Here is a 15,671-nt window from a genome sequence, read left to right on the forward strand (position 1 = left end):
GGCATTATGAATGACTAAACTTGCTTCAACGACTATGGTTTTATTCGACAACCCTTGTTTCCTCCTTCAATGTTACCTTATATGCACAAGTCTATAAGTCAGCTTTCCTTTCCATCAATAAGGTTTTCTCTATACCAGCCATAAGAATTACTTATACGACATTTGCATCATACTTTTGATCTATATAGTTTTTCCCTATGGGTTATATAGAAAATTGAAGATTGTTCGCGCGTTGGCATTTCAATAGACTGATGACATGCAGCCGGATTTCAAATATATGGATTTGCTGCAATCCTATTCATGGAAAGTGGGGATTTTTGTATGTTTAACGGCAAAACCGATTTACTTACCGCTGAAAACTCAGCTATTATTCTTATTGATCATCAGCCTCAAATGCTGTTTGGCGTGCAAAGCGCTGATCGCCAAACCATCATTAACAATACGGTTGGACTTGCAAAAGCGGCCAAAGTCTTCAATGCGCCTATTATTCTCACAACCGTTGCGGCTGAGTCGTTCTCAGGTCCGCTTCATCCGCATATTCAAGAGGTTTTTCCTGATCATAAGCCGATTGACCGTACATCCATGAACTCTTGGGAAGACGAGAACTTCGTTGCTGCTGTGAAACAAACCGGGCGCAAGAAGTTGATTATGGCTGCGCTTTGGACGGAAGTTTGCCTTGCATTTCCTACCATTTCAGCCCTTAAAGAAGGATATGAAGTATATACTGTAACGGATGCTTCCGGCGGTACGACTACAGAAGCGCACAACACGTCCATTCAACGCATGATACAGGCAGGAGCAATCCCGGTTACCTGGCTATCCGTTCTGCTTGAATACCAACGCGATTGGGCACGTCAAGAAACCTACGAGCCGGTATTGGAAATTGCTAAGCAGCACAGCGGGGCCTACGGTACAGGCATTGTTTATGCTCAAACGATGTTTGGCGGCCACGGAGGATAAGCTGACTTATTCCTAAAAAGACAGTCACTGTATGAAAAAGGAGCTGTTTCCTCAGAATGGGAGGAGCCAGCTCTTTTTTGCTTTATAATTTTTTCGTAAATTCTAGTAGATCATGAATAAACGCTTGAACGAAAGGGTTGTTGAATTGATGCTTGGGATATAAAAGCTTAATCTCTATAGTAGGGGTTGGATCCATAAGACGAATCATTGTAACCCCCTGACACGAAAAGCTTTCAATCAGAGAAACAGGTAAAATAGCTGCCCCCATTTTATGTAAGACCATAGAGAGCAGTATGATTGTAGAGGTTGCCTCGAACTTAGTATTGGCGAGCTTGTCGCTAAATGATTGAATAAGTCTGAAGATGTGTAAGTCTTTAGCCCATAAAGCACAATCTAAATCTGCTAATTCCCGAAAAGAAATTACCTTTCTGTCTGCCCACGGGTGATCTGCATACACGACCAAAGCTTGTTCCTCATGATATAAATGCATCATATGAATATCTTTGTTCGGTTCGGGCTCATCCGTAATGCCAATATGAATGTTCCCATCCATTAATTGTTCAGATGTATCCTCTGCTTCCACAAACTTTAAGATGACATCCGGATACTGTTCATGGAATTTCAAAAAGCTGGGCGCTAAATGAATGAAGTTTACAGGCGAGATACCTACTAAAAGTTTATTGATCCGGGCATGACGCAGCTCATGCGTTTCTTTTTTCGATTCTTCAATCAGTCTCATTACCGAAACGGCTTTATCATAAAGAATTTCCCCGGCAGGTGTAACTTTTACCCCTCTGCCCAACCGCTCGAACAAGGGGGTTCCAACCTCATTCTCCAAGTACCGGATTTGCTGACTTAACGTTGGCTGAGAAACTAATAATACTTCCGCGGCTTTCGTAAAGCTGCCTTCTTTGCAAATTTGTATGAAGCACTCTAACTGCCTGAACATTGAAGTGTACACCTCACCTCGCTCATAGTCTCCCTGTATTCACCCCTACGTTTATCCAGTCTCAGCAACTCTTACAAATTGATTCATCTCTTGAATGAATGCTTGTGCTGTTGATCTCATCGTCATGGAGTTAAGATGCACAAGGGATATATCCCATGAAGGAACCTGACCTTCGATCCTTACAATGCGCAAGGAATTATCATTTAAATTTCTGAGCAAAGAGTTCGGAAGAAGAGCTGCTCCATGTCCTTGTTGAACCCAATGAATCAATAATGAGGTAGAGGTCGTTTCGATCATCGACTCCAAGGTAAAGCCGCATGAGAAACCATGCATTTCAATTAATGATTTGTATTGTCCTCGAAACATGATCGAATTTAGCTGCTTCAAAGCTCGAAAAGGAATAGATGCTTTATTCGCCATAGGATGACTGGCATGAAGCAATAGTGCCATTTCTTGCCTATATAGATGTGTCGCAACCACGGAACGATCTGAAATAGGTTTTGAGGTGATGCCAATGTCAACACCATGCTCCAGAAGTTTAAGTTCTACATCCTCTGCCTCGATAATTTTCAACTGGGCGTTCGGGTGCTTTTGGTGAAATGTAAGGAACGCAGGAGCTAGATACTCCATTTCGGCAGGGCAACAACCAATGGTAAGTGTTTCTTTCGTTACATGATCGAATATCTTATTTCGGGCTTCCTCGAGAAGATTCATAATGGCATTCCCCTTATTCAAGAGAATTTTTCCCGCTTCTGTCAGCTCAACGCCCCTACTAACCCGGTTGAACAATGGAATATTATACTCATCTTCCAATACTCGAATTTGCTGGCTTAAGGTAGGCTGAGTAACTCCTAAATGTTCTTTGGCTTTCGAAAGACTTCCCGATTTGCAGATTTGAAGAAAATACTCCAGCTGGCGAAGCTCCATATCAATCACCCTGATTATCCCAGAATAGGAAAGCATAAAGAACTTTCTTTTACTCGTATTATTATGGTCCCCCCTTTATTGTATTAACTGCACCTGTTTTTTAGGATGAGCGTTTAGTAATATTTACACCAAAATCATACCTCTTTTTTCGAATTATTTTAGTGATATATTTACCATTTTAGTTTAAATTCGTTAACCAGTTATTGTCAATCACTTCTTATTTGCCCCTCTCCTGATATATCCTTCTAGACATAGCATAGTTTAAACTCTTGAGCATATCGAAAACGCTGCTGCGATTTAGCGATACAAAAGAAAAATTTTTTCACTCTTACAGAAAGAAGCTTTATAGCGTATAATTATGTTATTAACCATTAAATTATTGATAAATATTTTACCTACGATTTTGGAGGTTTATCCTTTGGTTACCATCAAAGATATTGCCCAGCAAGCCAATGTTTCAACCACAACCGTCTCACGTGTGCTAAACAATGACCAATCCTTTAACGTTTCGGAAAAGACTCGAAACAAAGTATTGGAGGTAGCCCGAAGATTGGGCTATAAAACAATTGTGGAACGTTACAATAAAAAACATTATCGGCTTGCTTTGGTTTATAAGTCTTTTATTTTTAACAGCCATCTGGATAATGACTTTCATTTTTCTATTCGGAGCGGTATTGATAGAGTCTGTTTGCAGTATGAAATTGATAGCATAAATGTATTTAATTTTACTAATATGTCCGCTAGCCATATACATGGGGCTATTATCCAAGGCAACTACACGGATGAAGAGATTACCGGGATCGCCCGCTCGCTTGATACGGATAAAATTTTAGTTATCGGCAGATGCCCGAATGACAACAAATTCGACTCGGTATGGTTCGATACGAAAAAAGCCATTCATTCCGCCCTGGATTATCTCACAGGACTTGGACATCGTGACATTGGTTATATCGGCTCCATTGAGTCTCCCGATTTGGAGTTTGAAGATCGAAGAGATCAAGTATTCCTAAGATATATGTCGAAGTTCCCTGAATTCAAAAGCTCGAGAATCTACATCGGTGAAAACGGCATAAAGAGCGGGTACAAAATGATGGAACGCGCGTTTCATGAAGGTCCGCTGCCTTCAGCTTTTTTTATTGCCAACGATCCTAATGCAATCGGCGCTTTGGAATTCCTTAAGGAACAGAACATCTCCGTTCCCGGAATGGTCAGTATCGTAGGGTTTAATGACCATTCCATGGCGCGTTATACGACTCCTTCCTTAACGACCGTGCATATCCCAACCGAATATATGGGTCAGACTGCCGTCCAAACCATCATTGAGCGAATCGAAGACGTTAGAAGCATGTGCAAGAAAGTTTTGATTCCGACTCAACTGATGATCCGCAATAGCGCAGAGCGATTGCAAACCAAAAACCGGTAACCCTGTGATCAGAGTACCGGTCTTCTTTTCCTATCTCGAATCTGTTATTTTGCGTTCTTCGTGTACTGCTCGCTGAACTCTTCCATCACCTTATCCCCACCTGCTTTGCGCCACTGCTCAATGACCTTCTGCCAGCCCGCCTCATCCAGCTTCCCCGTAATGAATTTGGTTCGCGCATCCTCAATCATCTGCTTCAACTCGCTGCCTTTCGTCGTTAAAGTATCGGATACCAACGGATTCGCAGCGTTGTTCACCGCTATAGACTCATTCTCCTGCATCATCTTGCTGAACTTCTCCATTAATGGCGTCTCTACCCCTTTGGTTTTCGCCGTGTATTTGGCCACTTGCAGCTGAAGATAGCCGGAGCCAATCTCCATGTCATGCAGCTTTTGATCTAAAAATACCGGCTTCCCCTCCTTCATTTGGTAATGCCTTCCTTCCAGACCCCAGCCAAGCAAATCGAGCATCGCAGGATCGGACAGCTTATCGAAGAAAGCGAGGATCCGTTTCAACTCCGCTTCCGTTTTTACACTGGATTTCGGAAACATGTACACACTGTTATAGCCTTGTCCACCAGGCGTCCGTTCGCCCTTCGGCCCTTGGATACGGCTAATGACATCGACGTCGGCTCCTGGGAACGTCTTCGCAAGTGCAGCCTGATATCCGGCAGAATCAATCATGTTGGAGATAACGACGCCTGCTTTGCCTTGGTTGATGTCGTCCTTCTTCTGTCGGTTGTTGAGCACGGGGAAATCCTGCTTGATCAACTTCTCTTCATACAGCTTCCTATAGAATCTCATCGCTTCCAAATATTCAGGCGACATGAAATCGGGGCTCATCTTGCCATCTTTCACTTCCCAGCCATTAGGAGCTCCGAAATAGGATGCTATGGTAGCGAAGCCTTCCAGCGTTTTCTCATCGGTTAAGCCAACTGTATCGTGCTTGCCATTCCGATCCGGATCGTTCCGTGTAAAGGCTTTCAACACCTCATAAAGCTCATGGATCGTTTTAGGTGCGCCGAGTCCTACATTCTTTAACCAATCGGTACGGAAAATAATGCCGGATGTCGCCAGATCACGCTCACGATATAAGCCGTATATTTTACCGTCTACCTTAATATTATCGAAGACCGCCTTGTTCATTTTGGAGAGATTCGGATATTGATTCAGGTAGGGACCAATCTCCCAGAACACGCCTGCTCGAACCGAGCTTAGTATGTTCGAATCTTTATTATTTTGAACAAGCATGGCTTTCGGCAGCTCACCGGAACCCAACGTTATGTTTACCTTGTCGTTGTAGGTAGATTTAGGCACCCAGGAAATATCCAGCTTTGTATTCGTATAGGCTTCTATCTTCTTCTGAATCTCGCTGTCTGGTTTAGGCGGCTCTGCATACATGTACGTCATCAGATTGAGCTGTAACGGTCCTTGTACCGTCTCCGTTTCACCGTTGGAAGAAGCTCCTGCCGGACTTTTCTCGCCTCCGCACCCTGACAGGATCGCAGTTGCCCCAACCAGAACTCCTAATGCAGTTATTCCTGTTTTATGAATCCCCCGCTGTCTGTTTCGTTTTTTTAGTCTTTTCAATGTGGATGAAACCTCCTTCTAAAATTTAGTTCATGAACCGGCTTGTCTCTTATTAGCCTTTCATTGCCCCTAGAAGAACCCCCTTAGTAAAATGCTTCTGCACAAACGGATAGACCAGCAAAATCGGTACCGTAGAGATCACGATCACGGCCATTTTGATCATGGTTGGAGGAGGAGCGATGTAATTCTGTTCAAACTGCGCGGAGTCTCCGATTTCTCCTTGCGCTAATATGACGATTTGTCTAAGCCACACTTGAATGGGCCACATATGGGAATCATTGATGTACAGAATCGCATGTAAAAATGTGTTCCAATGATTTACGGCATAAAACAATGCGAATGCAGCGAGCACCGGTCCAGATATAGGTAATACGATGCGAATCAACAGCACCAAATCATTACAGCCATCCATTTTGGCTGCTTCCTCCAACTCTGCAGGCAGCTCCCGAAAGAAGCTGACCACGACAATCAGGTTAAACGCGCTGATGGCACTCGGCAGCAGCAGGGACCAGTAGTTGTTAAGCAAGCCTAACGATTTCACCACGAGGAAGGTTGGCAGGATACCCCCATGAAAAAGCATGGTGAATACGATCAACTTCATGCAAATTTTTCTGCCGTCGAAATCGCGCCTGGAAAGCGGATAAGCAAGCAGTGAAGTAAAGATAAGATTGATCAGTGTACCAGCCGCAGTAATGCCCACGGTCACCAGCAGACTATGGACTATGATATGGCTTGAGAAAATATACCGATACCCCTCCAGAGAGAACGTCGTCGGCATGAAAATGAAGTCTCGCCCAAGCACATCCACCGGCTGTGCAAACGATACCAAAACGATGTAGAGAAATGGAATCAGCGAGATGAGCGCAATAAGCACAAGGAACAAATCGTTTAAGCCATCGAAGATGCGGCTGCTCCAGCTTTTACCCACCATAAGTACCGTCTCCTTCTTAATACAACCCGCTTTCGCCGAATTTTTGGGCCAAGCGATTGGCTCCCACTACCAAAACAAATCCGACTATCGATTTAAACAAACCAACTGCAGTACTGTAGCTGAATTGTCCCCGCAAAATACCGGCTTTGTATACATACGTATCAAATACTTCGCCAACCTCGCTATTCATGGCGTTCAGTATCAGGAAAATTTGCTCGAAGCCGGTATCGAGGAAATCGCCTAGCCTGAGAATAAGCAGCACAACAATTACACTTCGGATCGCCGGCAGCGTGATATGCCATACTTGACGGAACCGTCCTGCGCCATCGATCGTTGCCGCTTCATACAACTGCCGGTCGACTCCGGCCAATGCGGCCAGGAAAATGATCGTCCCCCAACCTGTATCCTTCCAAATCACCTGGGATACGATTATCGTGCGGAACCACTCGTTAGAGATAAGGAAGTTCACCTTCTCGAAGCCCAGCGCTGCAAGCGCCTCGTTCATGATGCCCCCTTCGGTCGTAAAGAAGATATAGGTGATCCCTGCTACGACGACCCACGATACAAAATGCGGGATATACACAATTGTCTGAATGGCGCGCTTAAATAGCTCTTTACGAACTTCATTGAGCAACAAGGCCAGTACAATCGGCAGCGGGAAAAAGAACAATAAATGATAAACAGCCAAAAGAAATGTGTTCTTAAACAGCAGCAGGAACGATGAATCGAAAAAAAACGCTCGAAGTGCCGCAGGCCCACCCACTTGCTTTGCAGCAACCCCAGCGTAGGCTGATAATCCTGAAAGGCGATCAGAAGCCCCCACATCGGTACATATTTGAAAATAAGGAAGTAGAGCATGCCGGGGATCGCCATGATATAGAGCCACCTGTTTTTGATCAAACGGCTGATTCTCCGCCTCTTCACGCTTCTCGAGACCGCTGCGGCCGTGCGGAAGTCAGTTCTGGCATCCATCGTCCTCCCTATTTGGTTTTTTTTGCTAGCGTCAGCATACCACAAGCGCAAATTCCGTACAATTATTTACAGCTATCTATTTTACATCGCTTCCACTTTAAGGGATCTGCCCGATCTGTGAGCAAGAACGCAAACCTGACAACGGATTTCTTTCGCTTCTTTCGGCACCGGCGAGACGAGCATTGGAACACCATGGAATCACTTCCTTACAGCAGCTCTCACAGTATAGCGAGAAAGAGATCCTGAAATTTCATGGGATGGGACCGGCATCTTTACCCAAACTTAGGATGGCTTTGCAGGAAAATGGGTTATCGTTCAAAGACTAAGGTCAAAACAAACTCAGCAGAAAGCTCTCGCCCGTTTCAAAAGCAAACCGGGCTTTCTTTCCCTGCACATTTATTTTAATCGCAATAATTATCATTTGCCTATTGGAGTTAAAAAAATATCCCCGGATGAAGCGCTCTGGCTTCCTCCAAGGATATCTGTGTTACTCGACTAGCTGACACTTTCCAGCTTTTTCACCTGCACCCGTCCCGAGAAAAAGACGGCCCCGCCGCCCATATCCGCCAGCCTGTCCGGGGTGAGAGCATTCACCAGGCGGCTGCTTCCTTCCGCGTCCGCCCATAAGCCCTGGCTGACGACGGTACCGCGAACAACGTCGTCGCCCACCGCCGCGGTCAGCTCGCACGAGCCTCGCGAGTTCCAGACCCGGACACGTTCGCCGCTCCGGATTCCCAAGCTCTCGGCGTCTTCCGTATGCATGTAGAGCTTCGGCTCGCTGCCTTCCAGCCGGACATGCTTTGCATTGTGCGAGAACGTCGAGTTTAAGAAATTGTGATTGGGCGCCGGGATAAATTGAAACCGCAAAGCCTCATCCTCGTCTGTCTGCAGCGGCGTGTACGTAGGCAGCGGCGGAAGGCCTTTTAGCTCCATCGCCCTGGAGTAAAGCTCGATCTTTCCGCTCGGCGTAGGCAGCTTGCCCGGAAACAGCGGCCGGACGTTCGCTCTCGCGTACTGCTCCTCCAGAAGCCGCTCATACGTAATGCTCTCCAGATTCGGATTGGCCGGATTGTTCAGCGCCTGCCGGATCATGTCCTCGTCCGAATCGCGCAAAGCTTCTTCCTCGAAACCCATGCCTTGGGCCAGCAGCCGGAAGACGTCCGGATTGGACTTGCTTTCGCCGTAAGGCTCAACGGCTGGCTGTTGGATCTGGACATAATGATGCCAGTAAGAACGGTAAATATCATGGTTTTCGAAGGAAGACGTTGCCGGAAGCACCAGATCGGCGTACCGCGCGGTCTCCGTAAGAAACAAGTCGTGTACCACCGTGAATAAATCTTCGCGCATCAACCCTTGCCGTACTTTGCCAGCATGCGGAGCGACGACCGCCGGGTTCGAATTGTACACGTAAAGCGAACGGATCGGCGGATCGAGCTCCAACAGCGCATTTCCAAGCAGATTCATATTGACGGAGCGGGCCGGCTGCTTGCGCAATTGCGGACGCTGCAGGGCCGCTTTGTTGAATTCCAAATAGCTTCCGTTGCCCTTGATCGCCCCGCCGCCGCGATGCATCCATTGACCTGTCAGCGCCGGAAGGCAGGCGATCGTTCGAACGCACATCCCTCCGTTGTCATGGTGCTGAATCCCGTTGCCGATCCGAATGAAGGACGGGGTCGTACGGCCGTACAATCGGGCAAGCTCATAAATGTCGTCCACGGGCACGCCCGTAACGGAGGACACGAATTCCGGGTCATACGACTTCACATGCTGGCGGAGCTTTTCGTGTCCGACCGTATACGTTTGTAAGAACGTTTCGTCCGTCATGCCCTCTTCGAACAAAATATGCATCAGGCCAAGCGCAAGAGCGGCATCCGTTCCCGGGCGAATCGGAATGAACCAGTCCGCCCATTTGGCCGTCCGATTGCGATGTACGTCGATCGCCACGATACGGGCGCCGGTCTTGCGCGCCTTCTCCGCAAGCACGATCTGGTGCAGGTTGGTGCTTACCGCATTAATGCCCCACATCACAATCAGCTTGGCGTGGACCGTATCCTCCGGGGACGTTCCGTAGCTGCCGCCCATCGTATATCGGTACCCTTCCGTTCCCGCGGCTTCGCATATCGTTTGCTCAAGCCGGCTGGCGCCCAGGCGGTGGAAGAAGCGCCGGTCCATGCCCTCCGTCCCGATTCTCCCCATATTCCCGTAAAAGCTGTACGGCAGGATGCTTTCCGCCCCTTCCGTCGCGATAAGCGTCTTCCACTTGGAGACGATCGTCTCGATTGCTTCCTCCCATGAGATACGTTCGAACGCGCCGTCTCCCTTCTTCCCCGTTCGTTTCATTGGATAGCGAAGACGGGCCGGGTCATACAAGCGCTCGGCCATATGGCGTACTTTGTTGCATATGGCGCCCTGTGTCATCGGATGCGAAGGATCTCCCTCCACCTTCACGATTCGCCCCGCTTCTTTATGCAGTAGCAAGCCGCATTGATCCGGACAGTCCAACGAGCACACGCCCCGTACGATTTCTGTCGTTTTATCCTCTATCGCGTTCATTGCTTGCCTCCTAGCGAATCCAACTTCTTTCTTATCTTTTTCTCCATTGCGCGTTCATCTCCTGCCGCATCCGGTGCGACTGCTTTATTAGCTCAACAATAGAACTTTCCCGTGGATGCCCGACTCCGCGGCATGGATCGCGCTTTTGACGTCCGTCAATTCAAATCTGGCTCCGATCTTCATCATCGCCAGCTTTTTCTCCTGTACGAGATGCAGCACTTGCCCAAAAGCCGCCTCCCATTCCTCCTGCGACGAATTCCGCACCCATTGCCGGAGATAGAACGGCAGGACGCGGATCTGCGTTCCCCGAACCGCTTCATGCCATACTGCCGGAATACCTGAAAGCAGCCCGATGCTTAAGATCGTTCCGTCCGTCTTCACGCAGCGCACCAGCTTTTCGCCTTCGGGTCCACCGATACTGTCGATGGCCGCCGTGGCGCCTTGGCCTGCCGTAGCTTCTAAAATTCGATCCCGGACGGAGTCTTCCGCGGTGTTAAACACATAGGCCGCCCCAAGACGCCGCAGCTCGGAGGTATGGCGGTCGCTGCGTGTCAGAGCAATCATCCGGTATCCGAAAATAGGCGACAATTGGGCAAACGTTCTCCCGATAGCGGAACCCGCCGCATTCACAACCAACACATCCCCGTGCGTTAACCGGAGCGCTGTGCGGCAGATCAACCAAGCGGTAACCGGGTTAATATAAAGCTGGCAAGCCGTGTCGTCGTCGATATCTTCCGGTACGGGAACGGCAAATTTGGCCGGGGCCGTCACATAGTCCTGCCACGTGCCGTCGCCTTGCAGAGGGAGTACGCGCTTCCCCAACATTTGCTTCGGAACTCCCAGCCCTACGGCTTCCACAATTCCTATCCCTTCATAACCCGGAACCGCGGGCAACGTAATCCGGTGAGAATACGCTCCCCGAATCGGGATCACATCCGATGGATTAATGGGCCGCGCCCGCATTTTGACGGAGATTTCACCCGGCCCCGGCACAAGCGGGGGCTTCTTCTCGATTTGCAACACCTCGCCGGGTTCACCGAAACGATAATAACGAACAACATTGGCCTCCATGAAATCGATTACCCCTGTTCTTTTAAATTCAGCCTGAAAAATTTTGATAAGCTGCACTCCCCATGCCTCAGCCCAAAAAATACCTAAACCTTAATATGGATACAAGACATAAAGTTAACCGCCTTCTGAGGAGGGCGGTTAACTGAGCTAACGTCTCGTTAGTGTGTCCACAATGGCTTTCTATTGAGACAACTTCAGAATATATTCTTCAACTTCCTCAGCTCGTGAATTGGAGTATCCCTTGTCTTCTCCTTTTATCTCAAAGCCACACTTTTCCAATACGCGAATGGAAGCAATGTTATCCTTGGCCGCACGAGCATAAAGGGGACGAATGATTATACTATCCAGAAATTGAGAGAGTGCTTCCGTCGCGATACCTTTCCCCCAGTATTCACGTCCAATCCAGTAGCTAACTTCTCGTTCGCCAAACTGTTCAAAGCTTAGGACATGTCCTACCACATTTCCATTATAAATTACCGTCTTTTTTATAATCGTCTCATTGTTTAAAATCTTCTCCCAGTGTGCCTTAAAAGCGATCTTATCCGACGGGTCCTTAGCAGTAAAAGCGGCCATGAAATTGGAAATCGTATCCATCTGATGTTCAAAAAAAATCGATAGGTCATCTTCGATTACGTCACGCAACATCGCGATTTCCATATTGCACCTCATTAAGGTAAAATTTTTTTCAAACCACAGATAAATTTAGAATTCAACAAGAAAAAGCCGACCGTCGAAGTTTGCTATTCGTCTGATTTACGATGAAATGACCAACCTATTTTTCTTATTCGACGTTGTATTCTCATATTCCTTGCTGTCCAAATAACGGAACCACTTCTGCACATTTTCTCAGCGAAAATCCCTCAATCCTATATTCGATGAATTGAACCCAAAGTTGAGGAACAAAAGGCGTAAGTAAAATCATAGGTAACCGGGCCTACCAGCCTCCCCCATTTTTCCGTTTGATCATCAATTTCGTAATGATTGAGCAGGTCAATGTCATGTTCGGGTCCTCCTGAAATTTTCCATAGGCCGATTGACGGCATGAATAACGTTGTTTAAAATGGCTCCGGTTCGAGGTATACTGGTAGAGGCAAGGCTAAATGACGAAAGCGTGAACATAGCCCGTGCTTGCAGACCATCCTATTCGAACGAAGGAGCGAAATTAATGGCTATCAATGTGTATCTGAACTTCAACGGAAATTGTCGTGAAGCGGTCGAATTTTATGCGGAGGCTTTCGGAACGGAAAAACCGCAAATCATGACCTTCAGCGATGCGCCCCCTAACCCGGAGTACACGCTGCCGGAGGAAGCCAAGCATTTGGTCATGCATGCCCGCATTACCGTTAACGGGAGCGACGTGATGTTTTCCGACATTTTCCCGGGTATGCCTTATACCGCCGGAAACAACATCAGCCTTTCCGTCATGAGCAAAAACATCGATGAAATGAAAACGCATTTCAATAAGCTTAAAGAAGGCGGCAAGGTAGGCATGGAGCTGCAAGAAACGTTCTGGAGCAAATGCTACGGCCAATTAACCGATAAATTCGGTATCCAGTGGCAGTTTAACCACGAAGAATAGAAGCGGTTCGCCCGTTTAGCCGCACAACGGCCTACAAACAAAAGACTCATATCCGGCATGCGCCGGTATGAGTCTTTGACTTTTTCCGCTAATGAAGCCCCAGCTGCCGCGCTTTCTCCACCGCCTCAATCCGTCCGGATACCCCCAGCTTCGAGTAAATGTTGATGATGTGCGTTTTGACGGTTGCGAGCGAAATACACAGCCGTTCGCCAATCTCCTTGTTCGACGCTCCCGTTGCCAGCACTTCAAGCACTTCCCGTTCCCTGTCGGTTAAGCCTTGGCCGTCGGAGGCCTCGGTTCCCCATAGTGCAAACAATTCCTGTAAGAAGCGTTTCTCGGTAAGGGACAGCTCGGACGCCTGATCTTGACGCAGCAGCTTCTCGGCATATGGCCGCACGGCAGACTCCTCCAGTACAAAAAGCGACTTGATCCCGTACAACGAGGCGTAGTGAATCGCCTCCCGGGCCAGTTGAAGCTGCTGTCGCTTATCGGCACGTCCCGCCGCGCCCATGACTTCAAGCTTCAGCATCGCCGCTTCAACAATTGTCCAGTAGTCCGCCTGTTTTCTTGCTCCGGACAGAACGGCATCGATTTGCGCCAGCGCCTTCTCCCGCAAGCCGCGATGAGCCAAAGCTTTCGCATAGACAAGCTGCTCCTCCGTGCGCAGCGTCCCGGCCTGATCCCCACGTTCCGCTTCCTGCTCGAACGCTTCCAGCGCATGCGTCCGAATCTTGTCGAGCTTGATCGTGTAATTCAGGATAGCCGGTACGTAGTGGACGCTTTCGTAAATGCCCATCGCTTCCAGCCTAAGCAGAAGCTGCAGGGCCGCCTCCCGGTTGCCGCGCAGCAGCTCAAGCTCCATCCGGTTATAGACGATGGCCAAATCCAATGACAAATAATCGATTTTCAACTCGGCTTCCGCCTGTCTCAGCGATTGCTCCGCTTCGTTCAGCCGCATCGTTTTCAAGTAAATCCCGGCGATGCCGATGAGCGCATTCACTTTTAGCGGCGCTACGATCGCATGTTTCTCCATCATTTGGAATATCTCGAGGTAAAGCTGCTCCGCAAAAATCAGCTCTCCGCATTTTTCCAACAGTTGACATTTGAGCGTAACCGTAAAAAAGTGAATGTACGGATTGTGCGCCTTCCGTTCGAGCTTAATCGCTTGGTCGAGACAGGTTAACGCTTCCTTATGCCTGTCGCGGAAGGAACACATCATGCTGGCCGTCATGTACGCAATAGCCTTGGTGATATCGCTGACATGCATCCCGTCAATTTCCGCGATCCAATCCAGCGGGTCCGATCTCGACATCGTGCTGTCATCCTCTATGAACAATCGGGCCATCGATAAGATCGACCAGAGGCGATCCTCCCGGGAAATGCGCCTGATGTGATTCATCATGTCGCGGCAGCATTCCATCTCCAGATTGCATAGATGGTAAAAGAGCCTCTGGAACAGCAAGTCCCGATGCTCCAGCAGCGCATCGATCGGAAGCTCGCGCAAATGCCCCCATACTTGTACGGACGTTTCCAATAAACCGATCATTCGAATCGCTTCGTCCGTTAGGCCGGCAAGCAAAGCGTGACGAATCCCCTCTTCGACATCGCCGATGTTTTCATATACGGCGGATGCCCGGGCATGCCAGGCTGCGGTATTCGAGCCATCCTCCTCCAGCCAAAGCCGCTGCAGAAACTCCCCGAACATATGATGGTACCGGTAAATTCCCTCCTCCTCGTCAATGGGGACGAGAAACAAGTGCCGGTCGGCAAGCTGCCGCAGCATAGCCTTGGAGTCTCCCGTTCCCAGCAGCCGGTCGCAGATGTCGGCATTGAAATAGCGGAGGTTCGAGGTCTGAAGAAGGAACCGCTTTTCCTGCTCCTTCAGGCCGCTGACGATTTCGTTGGACAAGTAATCGACGACATACTTGTTCACCGCGCGTACTTGACCGACGGCCGCCTGCCGATTCGCGTCCAACGCCAGCGCCGTCAGCTGCAGGCCGCCGATCCATCCTTCCGTTACGCGATGCAGACGCTCCGCATCCCCCTCGGCTACGGTCATTTGCAGGGTCATCTGCAAAAACCGCTTCGTTTCCTCCGGCGAGAACCGCAGCTCCTCTTCTCCGATATCGAGGCATTCTCCGGCCATCCGCAGATCGCCCAAGTACATCCAAGGCGCGTTCCGGCTCAGGAGAACAAGGTGAAAGCTCTGCGGCGCGTAACGGAGAAAAAATTGTACCGAAGCGAGAACCCCGGTGCTGTCGATCACTTCAAAATCGTCCAGGACAAGCACCAGCGTTCCTCCATGGTTCTCCAACTGATTCACAAGCAGCACGAGGAAGCTTTCGATATCTTGACCGTGAGGCTTCGAGACGAACAGCGTTAACAGCGATTCACCGGCCTCTCCCAAGTCCGGCTTGAGCGCCTCCAGAACGTAATACCAGAACAGTTCTACCTCGTTGTTATCGGCGTTCAGCGAGACCCAGCGGGCCGGAAGCTCCGGCCGTTTATTTAGAAACGCGGAAAGGAGCGACGTTTTACCGCTCCCGGCCGCTCCTTGAATTAAAGTTACTTTCGCCTCTGTCAAACGCTCCAGTTTGGCGTCCAGCGCTGCGCGCGGCACGAAGTTTCTCCGGGGCGAGGGAGGCCGCAATCGGGCGGTTAGCAGCCTTTGGTTAGAGATCATGGCGCACCACCTGTTCTGACTGGCAATCATGTCGGAG

The 15,671-nt window shown here is 48.8% G+C and carries 11 protein-coding genes and 2 pseudogenes; 4 read left to right on the top strand and 9 right to left on the bottom strand.

What is annotated here, in order from left to right:
* The first annotated feature begins 321 nt into the window (after positions 1 to 321).
* A complete protein-coding gene (locus ET33_RS10135; RefSeq protein ID WP_036680253.1) occupies positions 322 to 960 on the top strand; it encodes a hydrolase in 639 nt (212 codons plus the stop codon).
* Between the two features lie 82 nt (positions 961 to 1,042).
* On the opposite strand, the gene ET33_RS10140 is transcribed toward ET33_RS10135, so the two are convergent.
* Both ET33_RS10140 and ET33_RS10145 read right to left on the bottom strand, forming a co-directional pair.
* Positions 1,043 to 1,909 (bottom strand): LysR family transcriptional regulator, encoded by an 867-nt coding sequence (locus ET33_RS10140; protein ID WP_036680256.1) that lies wholly within the window; start codon positions 1,907 to 1,909, stop codon positions 1,043 to 1,045.
* Between the two features lie 51 nt (positions 1,910 to 1,960).
* Entirely contained in the window at positions 1,961 to 2,836 is an 876-nt protein-coding gene (locus ET33_RS10145; protein ID WP_036680894.1) for a LysR family transcriptional regulator, read from the bottom strand.
* 418 nt (positions 2,837 to 3,254) lie between these two features.
* Between ET33_RS10145 and ET33_RS10150 the strand changes: the two genes are divergently transcribed.
* Positions 3,255 to 4,259: a LacI family DNA-binding transcriptional regulator gene (locus ET33_RS10150; RefSeq protein ID WP_036680258.1), complete on the top strand. Its 1,005-nt coding sequence runs from the start codon at positions 3,255 to 3,257 to the stop codon at positions 4,257 to 4,259.
* 44 nt (positions 4,260 to 4,303) lie between these two features.
* Here the strand turns inward: ET33_RS10150 and ET33_RS10155 are convergent, their stop codons facing one another.
* The 3 genes and pseudogenes from ET33_RS10155 to ET33_RS10165 form a co-directional block, all read right to left on the bottom strand.
* Complete coding sequence (locus ET33_RS10155) at positions 4,304 to 5,845, bottom strand: extracellular solute-binding protein (protein ID WP_152570614.1); 1,542 nt, start codon at positions 5,843 to 5,845, stop codon at positions 4,304 to 4,306.
* 52 nt (positions 5,846 to 5,897) lie between these two features.
* A complete protein-coding gene (locus ET33_RS10160; protein ID WP_036680261.1) occupies positions 5,898 to 6,776 on the bottom strand; it encodes a carbohydrate ABC transporter permease in 879 nt (292 codons plus the stop codon).
* A gap of 16 nt (positions 6,777 to 6,792) precedes the next feature.
* Positions 6,793 to 7,748 (bottom strand): annotated as a pseudogene (locus ET33_RS10165) (ABC transporter permease).
* A 107-nt stretch (positions 7,749 to 7,855) separates the two neighbouring features.
* On the opposite strand from ET33_RS10165, the pseudogene ET33_RS37365 reads away from it, so the two are divergent.
* Positions 7,856 to 8,074 (top strand): annotated as a pseudogene (locus ET33_RS37365) (RNA polymerase alpha subunit C-terminal domain-containing protein); the annotation flags it as partial.
* Positions 8,075 to 8,243: 169 nt separating this feature from the next.
* Here ET33_RS37365 and ET33_RS10170 read toward each other — a convergent pair.
* The 3 genes from ET33_RS10170 to ET33_RS10180 form a co-directional block, all read right to left on the bottom strand.
* Complete coding sequence (locus ET33_RS10170) at positions 8,244 to 10,301, bottom strand: molybdopterin-containing oxidoreductase family protein (protein WP_036680264.1); 2,058 nt, start codon at positions 10,299 to 10,301, stop codon at positions 8,244 to 8,246.
* An 87-nt stretch (positions 10,302 to 10,388) separates the two neighbouring features.
* Positions 10,389 to 11,372 (bottom strand): zinc-dependent alcohol dehydrogenase family protein, encoded by a 984-nt coding sequence (locus tag ET33_RS10175; protein ID WP_036680900.1) that lies wholly within the window; start codon positions 11,370 to 11,372, stop codon positions 10,389 to 10,391.
* A gap of 180 nt (positions 11,373 to 11,552) precedes the next feature.
* Positions 11,553 to 12,029, bottom strand: coding sequence for a GNAT family N-acetyltransferase (locus ET33_RS10180; RefSeq protein ID WP_036680267.1), 477 nt, complete (start codon positions 12,027 to 12,029; stop codon positions 11,553 to 11,555).
* A 508-nt stretch (positions 12,030 to 12,537) separates the two neighbouring features.
* Between ET33_RS10180 and ET33_RS10185 the strand changes: the two genes are divergently transcribed.
* Entirely contained in the window at positions 12,538 to 12,951 is a 414-nt protein-coding gene (locus ET33_RS10185; protein WP_036680271.1) for a VOC family protein, read from the top strand.
* An 88-nt stretch (positions 12,952 to 13,039) separates the two neighbouring features.
* Here ET33_RS10185 and ET33_RS10190 read toward each other — a convergent pair whose 3' ends face one another.
* Positions 13,040 to 15,634: a LuxR C-terminal-related transcriptional regulator gene (locus ET33_RS10190; protein ID WP_161783535.1), complete on the bottom strand. Its 2,595-nt coding sequence runs from the start codon at positions 15,632 to 15,634 to the stop codon at positions 13,040 to 13,042.
* Positions 15,635 to 15,671: the final 37 nt, after the last annotated feature.

The organism is Paenibacillus tyrphae, from assembly GCF_000722545.1.
GTDB classification, from domain to species: Bacteria; Bacillota; Bacilli; order Paenibacillales; family NBRC-103111; genus Paenibacillus_G; species Paenibacillus_G tyrfis.

Excerpts from the sequence above, each read along its gene's own strand:
- ET33_RS10160 (WP_036680261.1), bottom strand. The coding sequence starts at position 6,776 with ATGGTGGGTAAAAGCTGGAGCAGCCGCATCTTCGATGGCTTAAACGAT.
- ET33_RS10135 (WP_036680253.1), top strand. The coding sequence starts at position 322 with ATGTTTAACGGCAAAACCGATTTACTTACCGCTGAAAACTCAGCTATT.
- ET33_RS10185 (WP_036680271.1), top strand. The coding sequence starts at position 12,538 with ATGGCTATCAATGTGTATCTGAACTTCAACGGAAATTGTCGTGAAGCG.
- ET33_RS10170 (WP_036680264.1), bottom strand. The coding sequence starts at position 10,301 with ATGAACGCGATAGAGGATAAAACGACAGAAATCGTACGGGGCGTGTGC.
- ET33_RS10190 (WP_161783535.1), bottom strand. The coding sequence starts at position 15,634 with ATGATCTCTAACCAAAGGCTGCTAACCGCCCGATTGCGGCCTCCCTCG.
- ET33_RS10145 (WP_036680894.1), bottom strand. The coding sequence starts at position 2,836 with ATGGAGCTTCGCCAGCTGGAGTATTTTCTTCAAATCTGCAAATCGGGA.
- ET33_RS10175 (WP_036680900.1), bottom strand. The coding sequence starts at position 11,372 with ATGGAGGCCAATGTTGTTCGTTATTATCGTTTCGGTGAACCCGGCGAG.
- ET33_RS10180 (WP_036680267.1), bottom strand. The coding sequence starts at position 12,029 with ATGGAAATCGCGATGTTGCGTGACGTAATCGAAGATGACCTATCGATT.
- ET33_RS10140 (WP_036680256.1), bottom strand. The coding sequence starts at position 1,909 with ATGTTCAGGCAGTTAGAGTGCTTCATACAAATTTGCAAAGAAGGCAGC.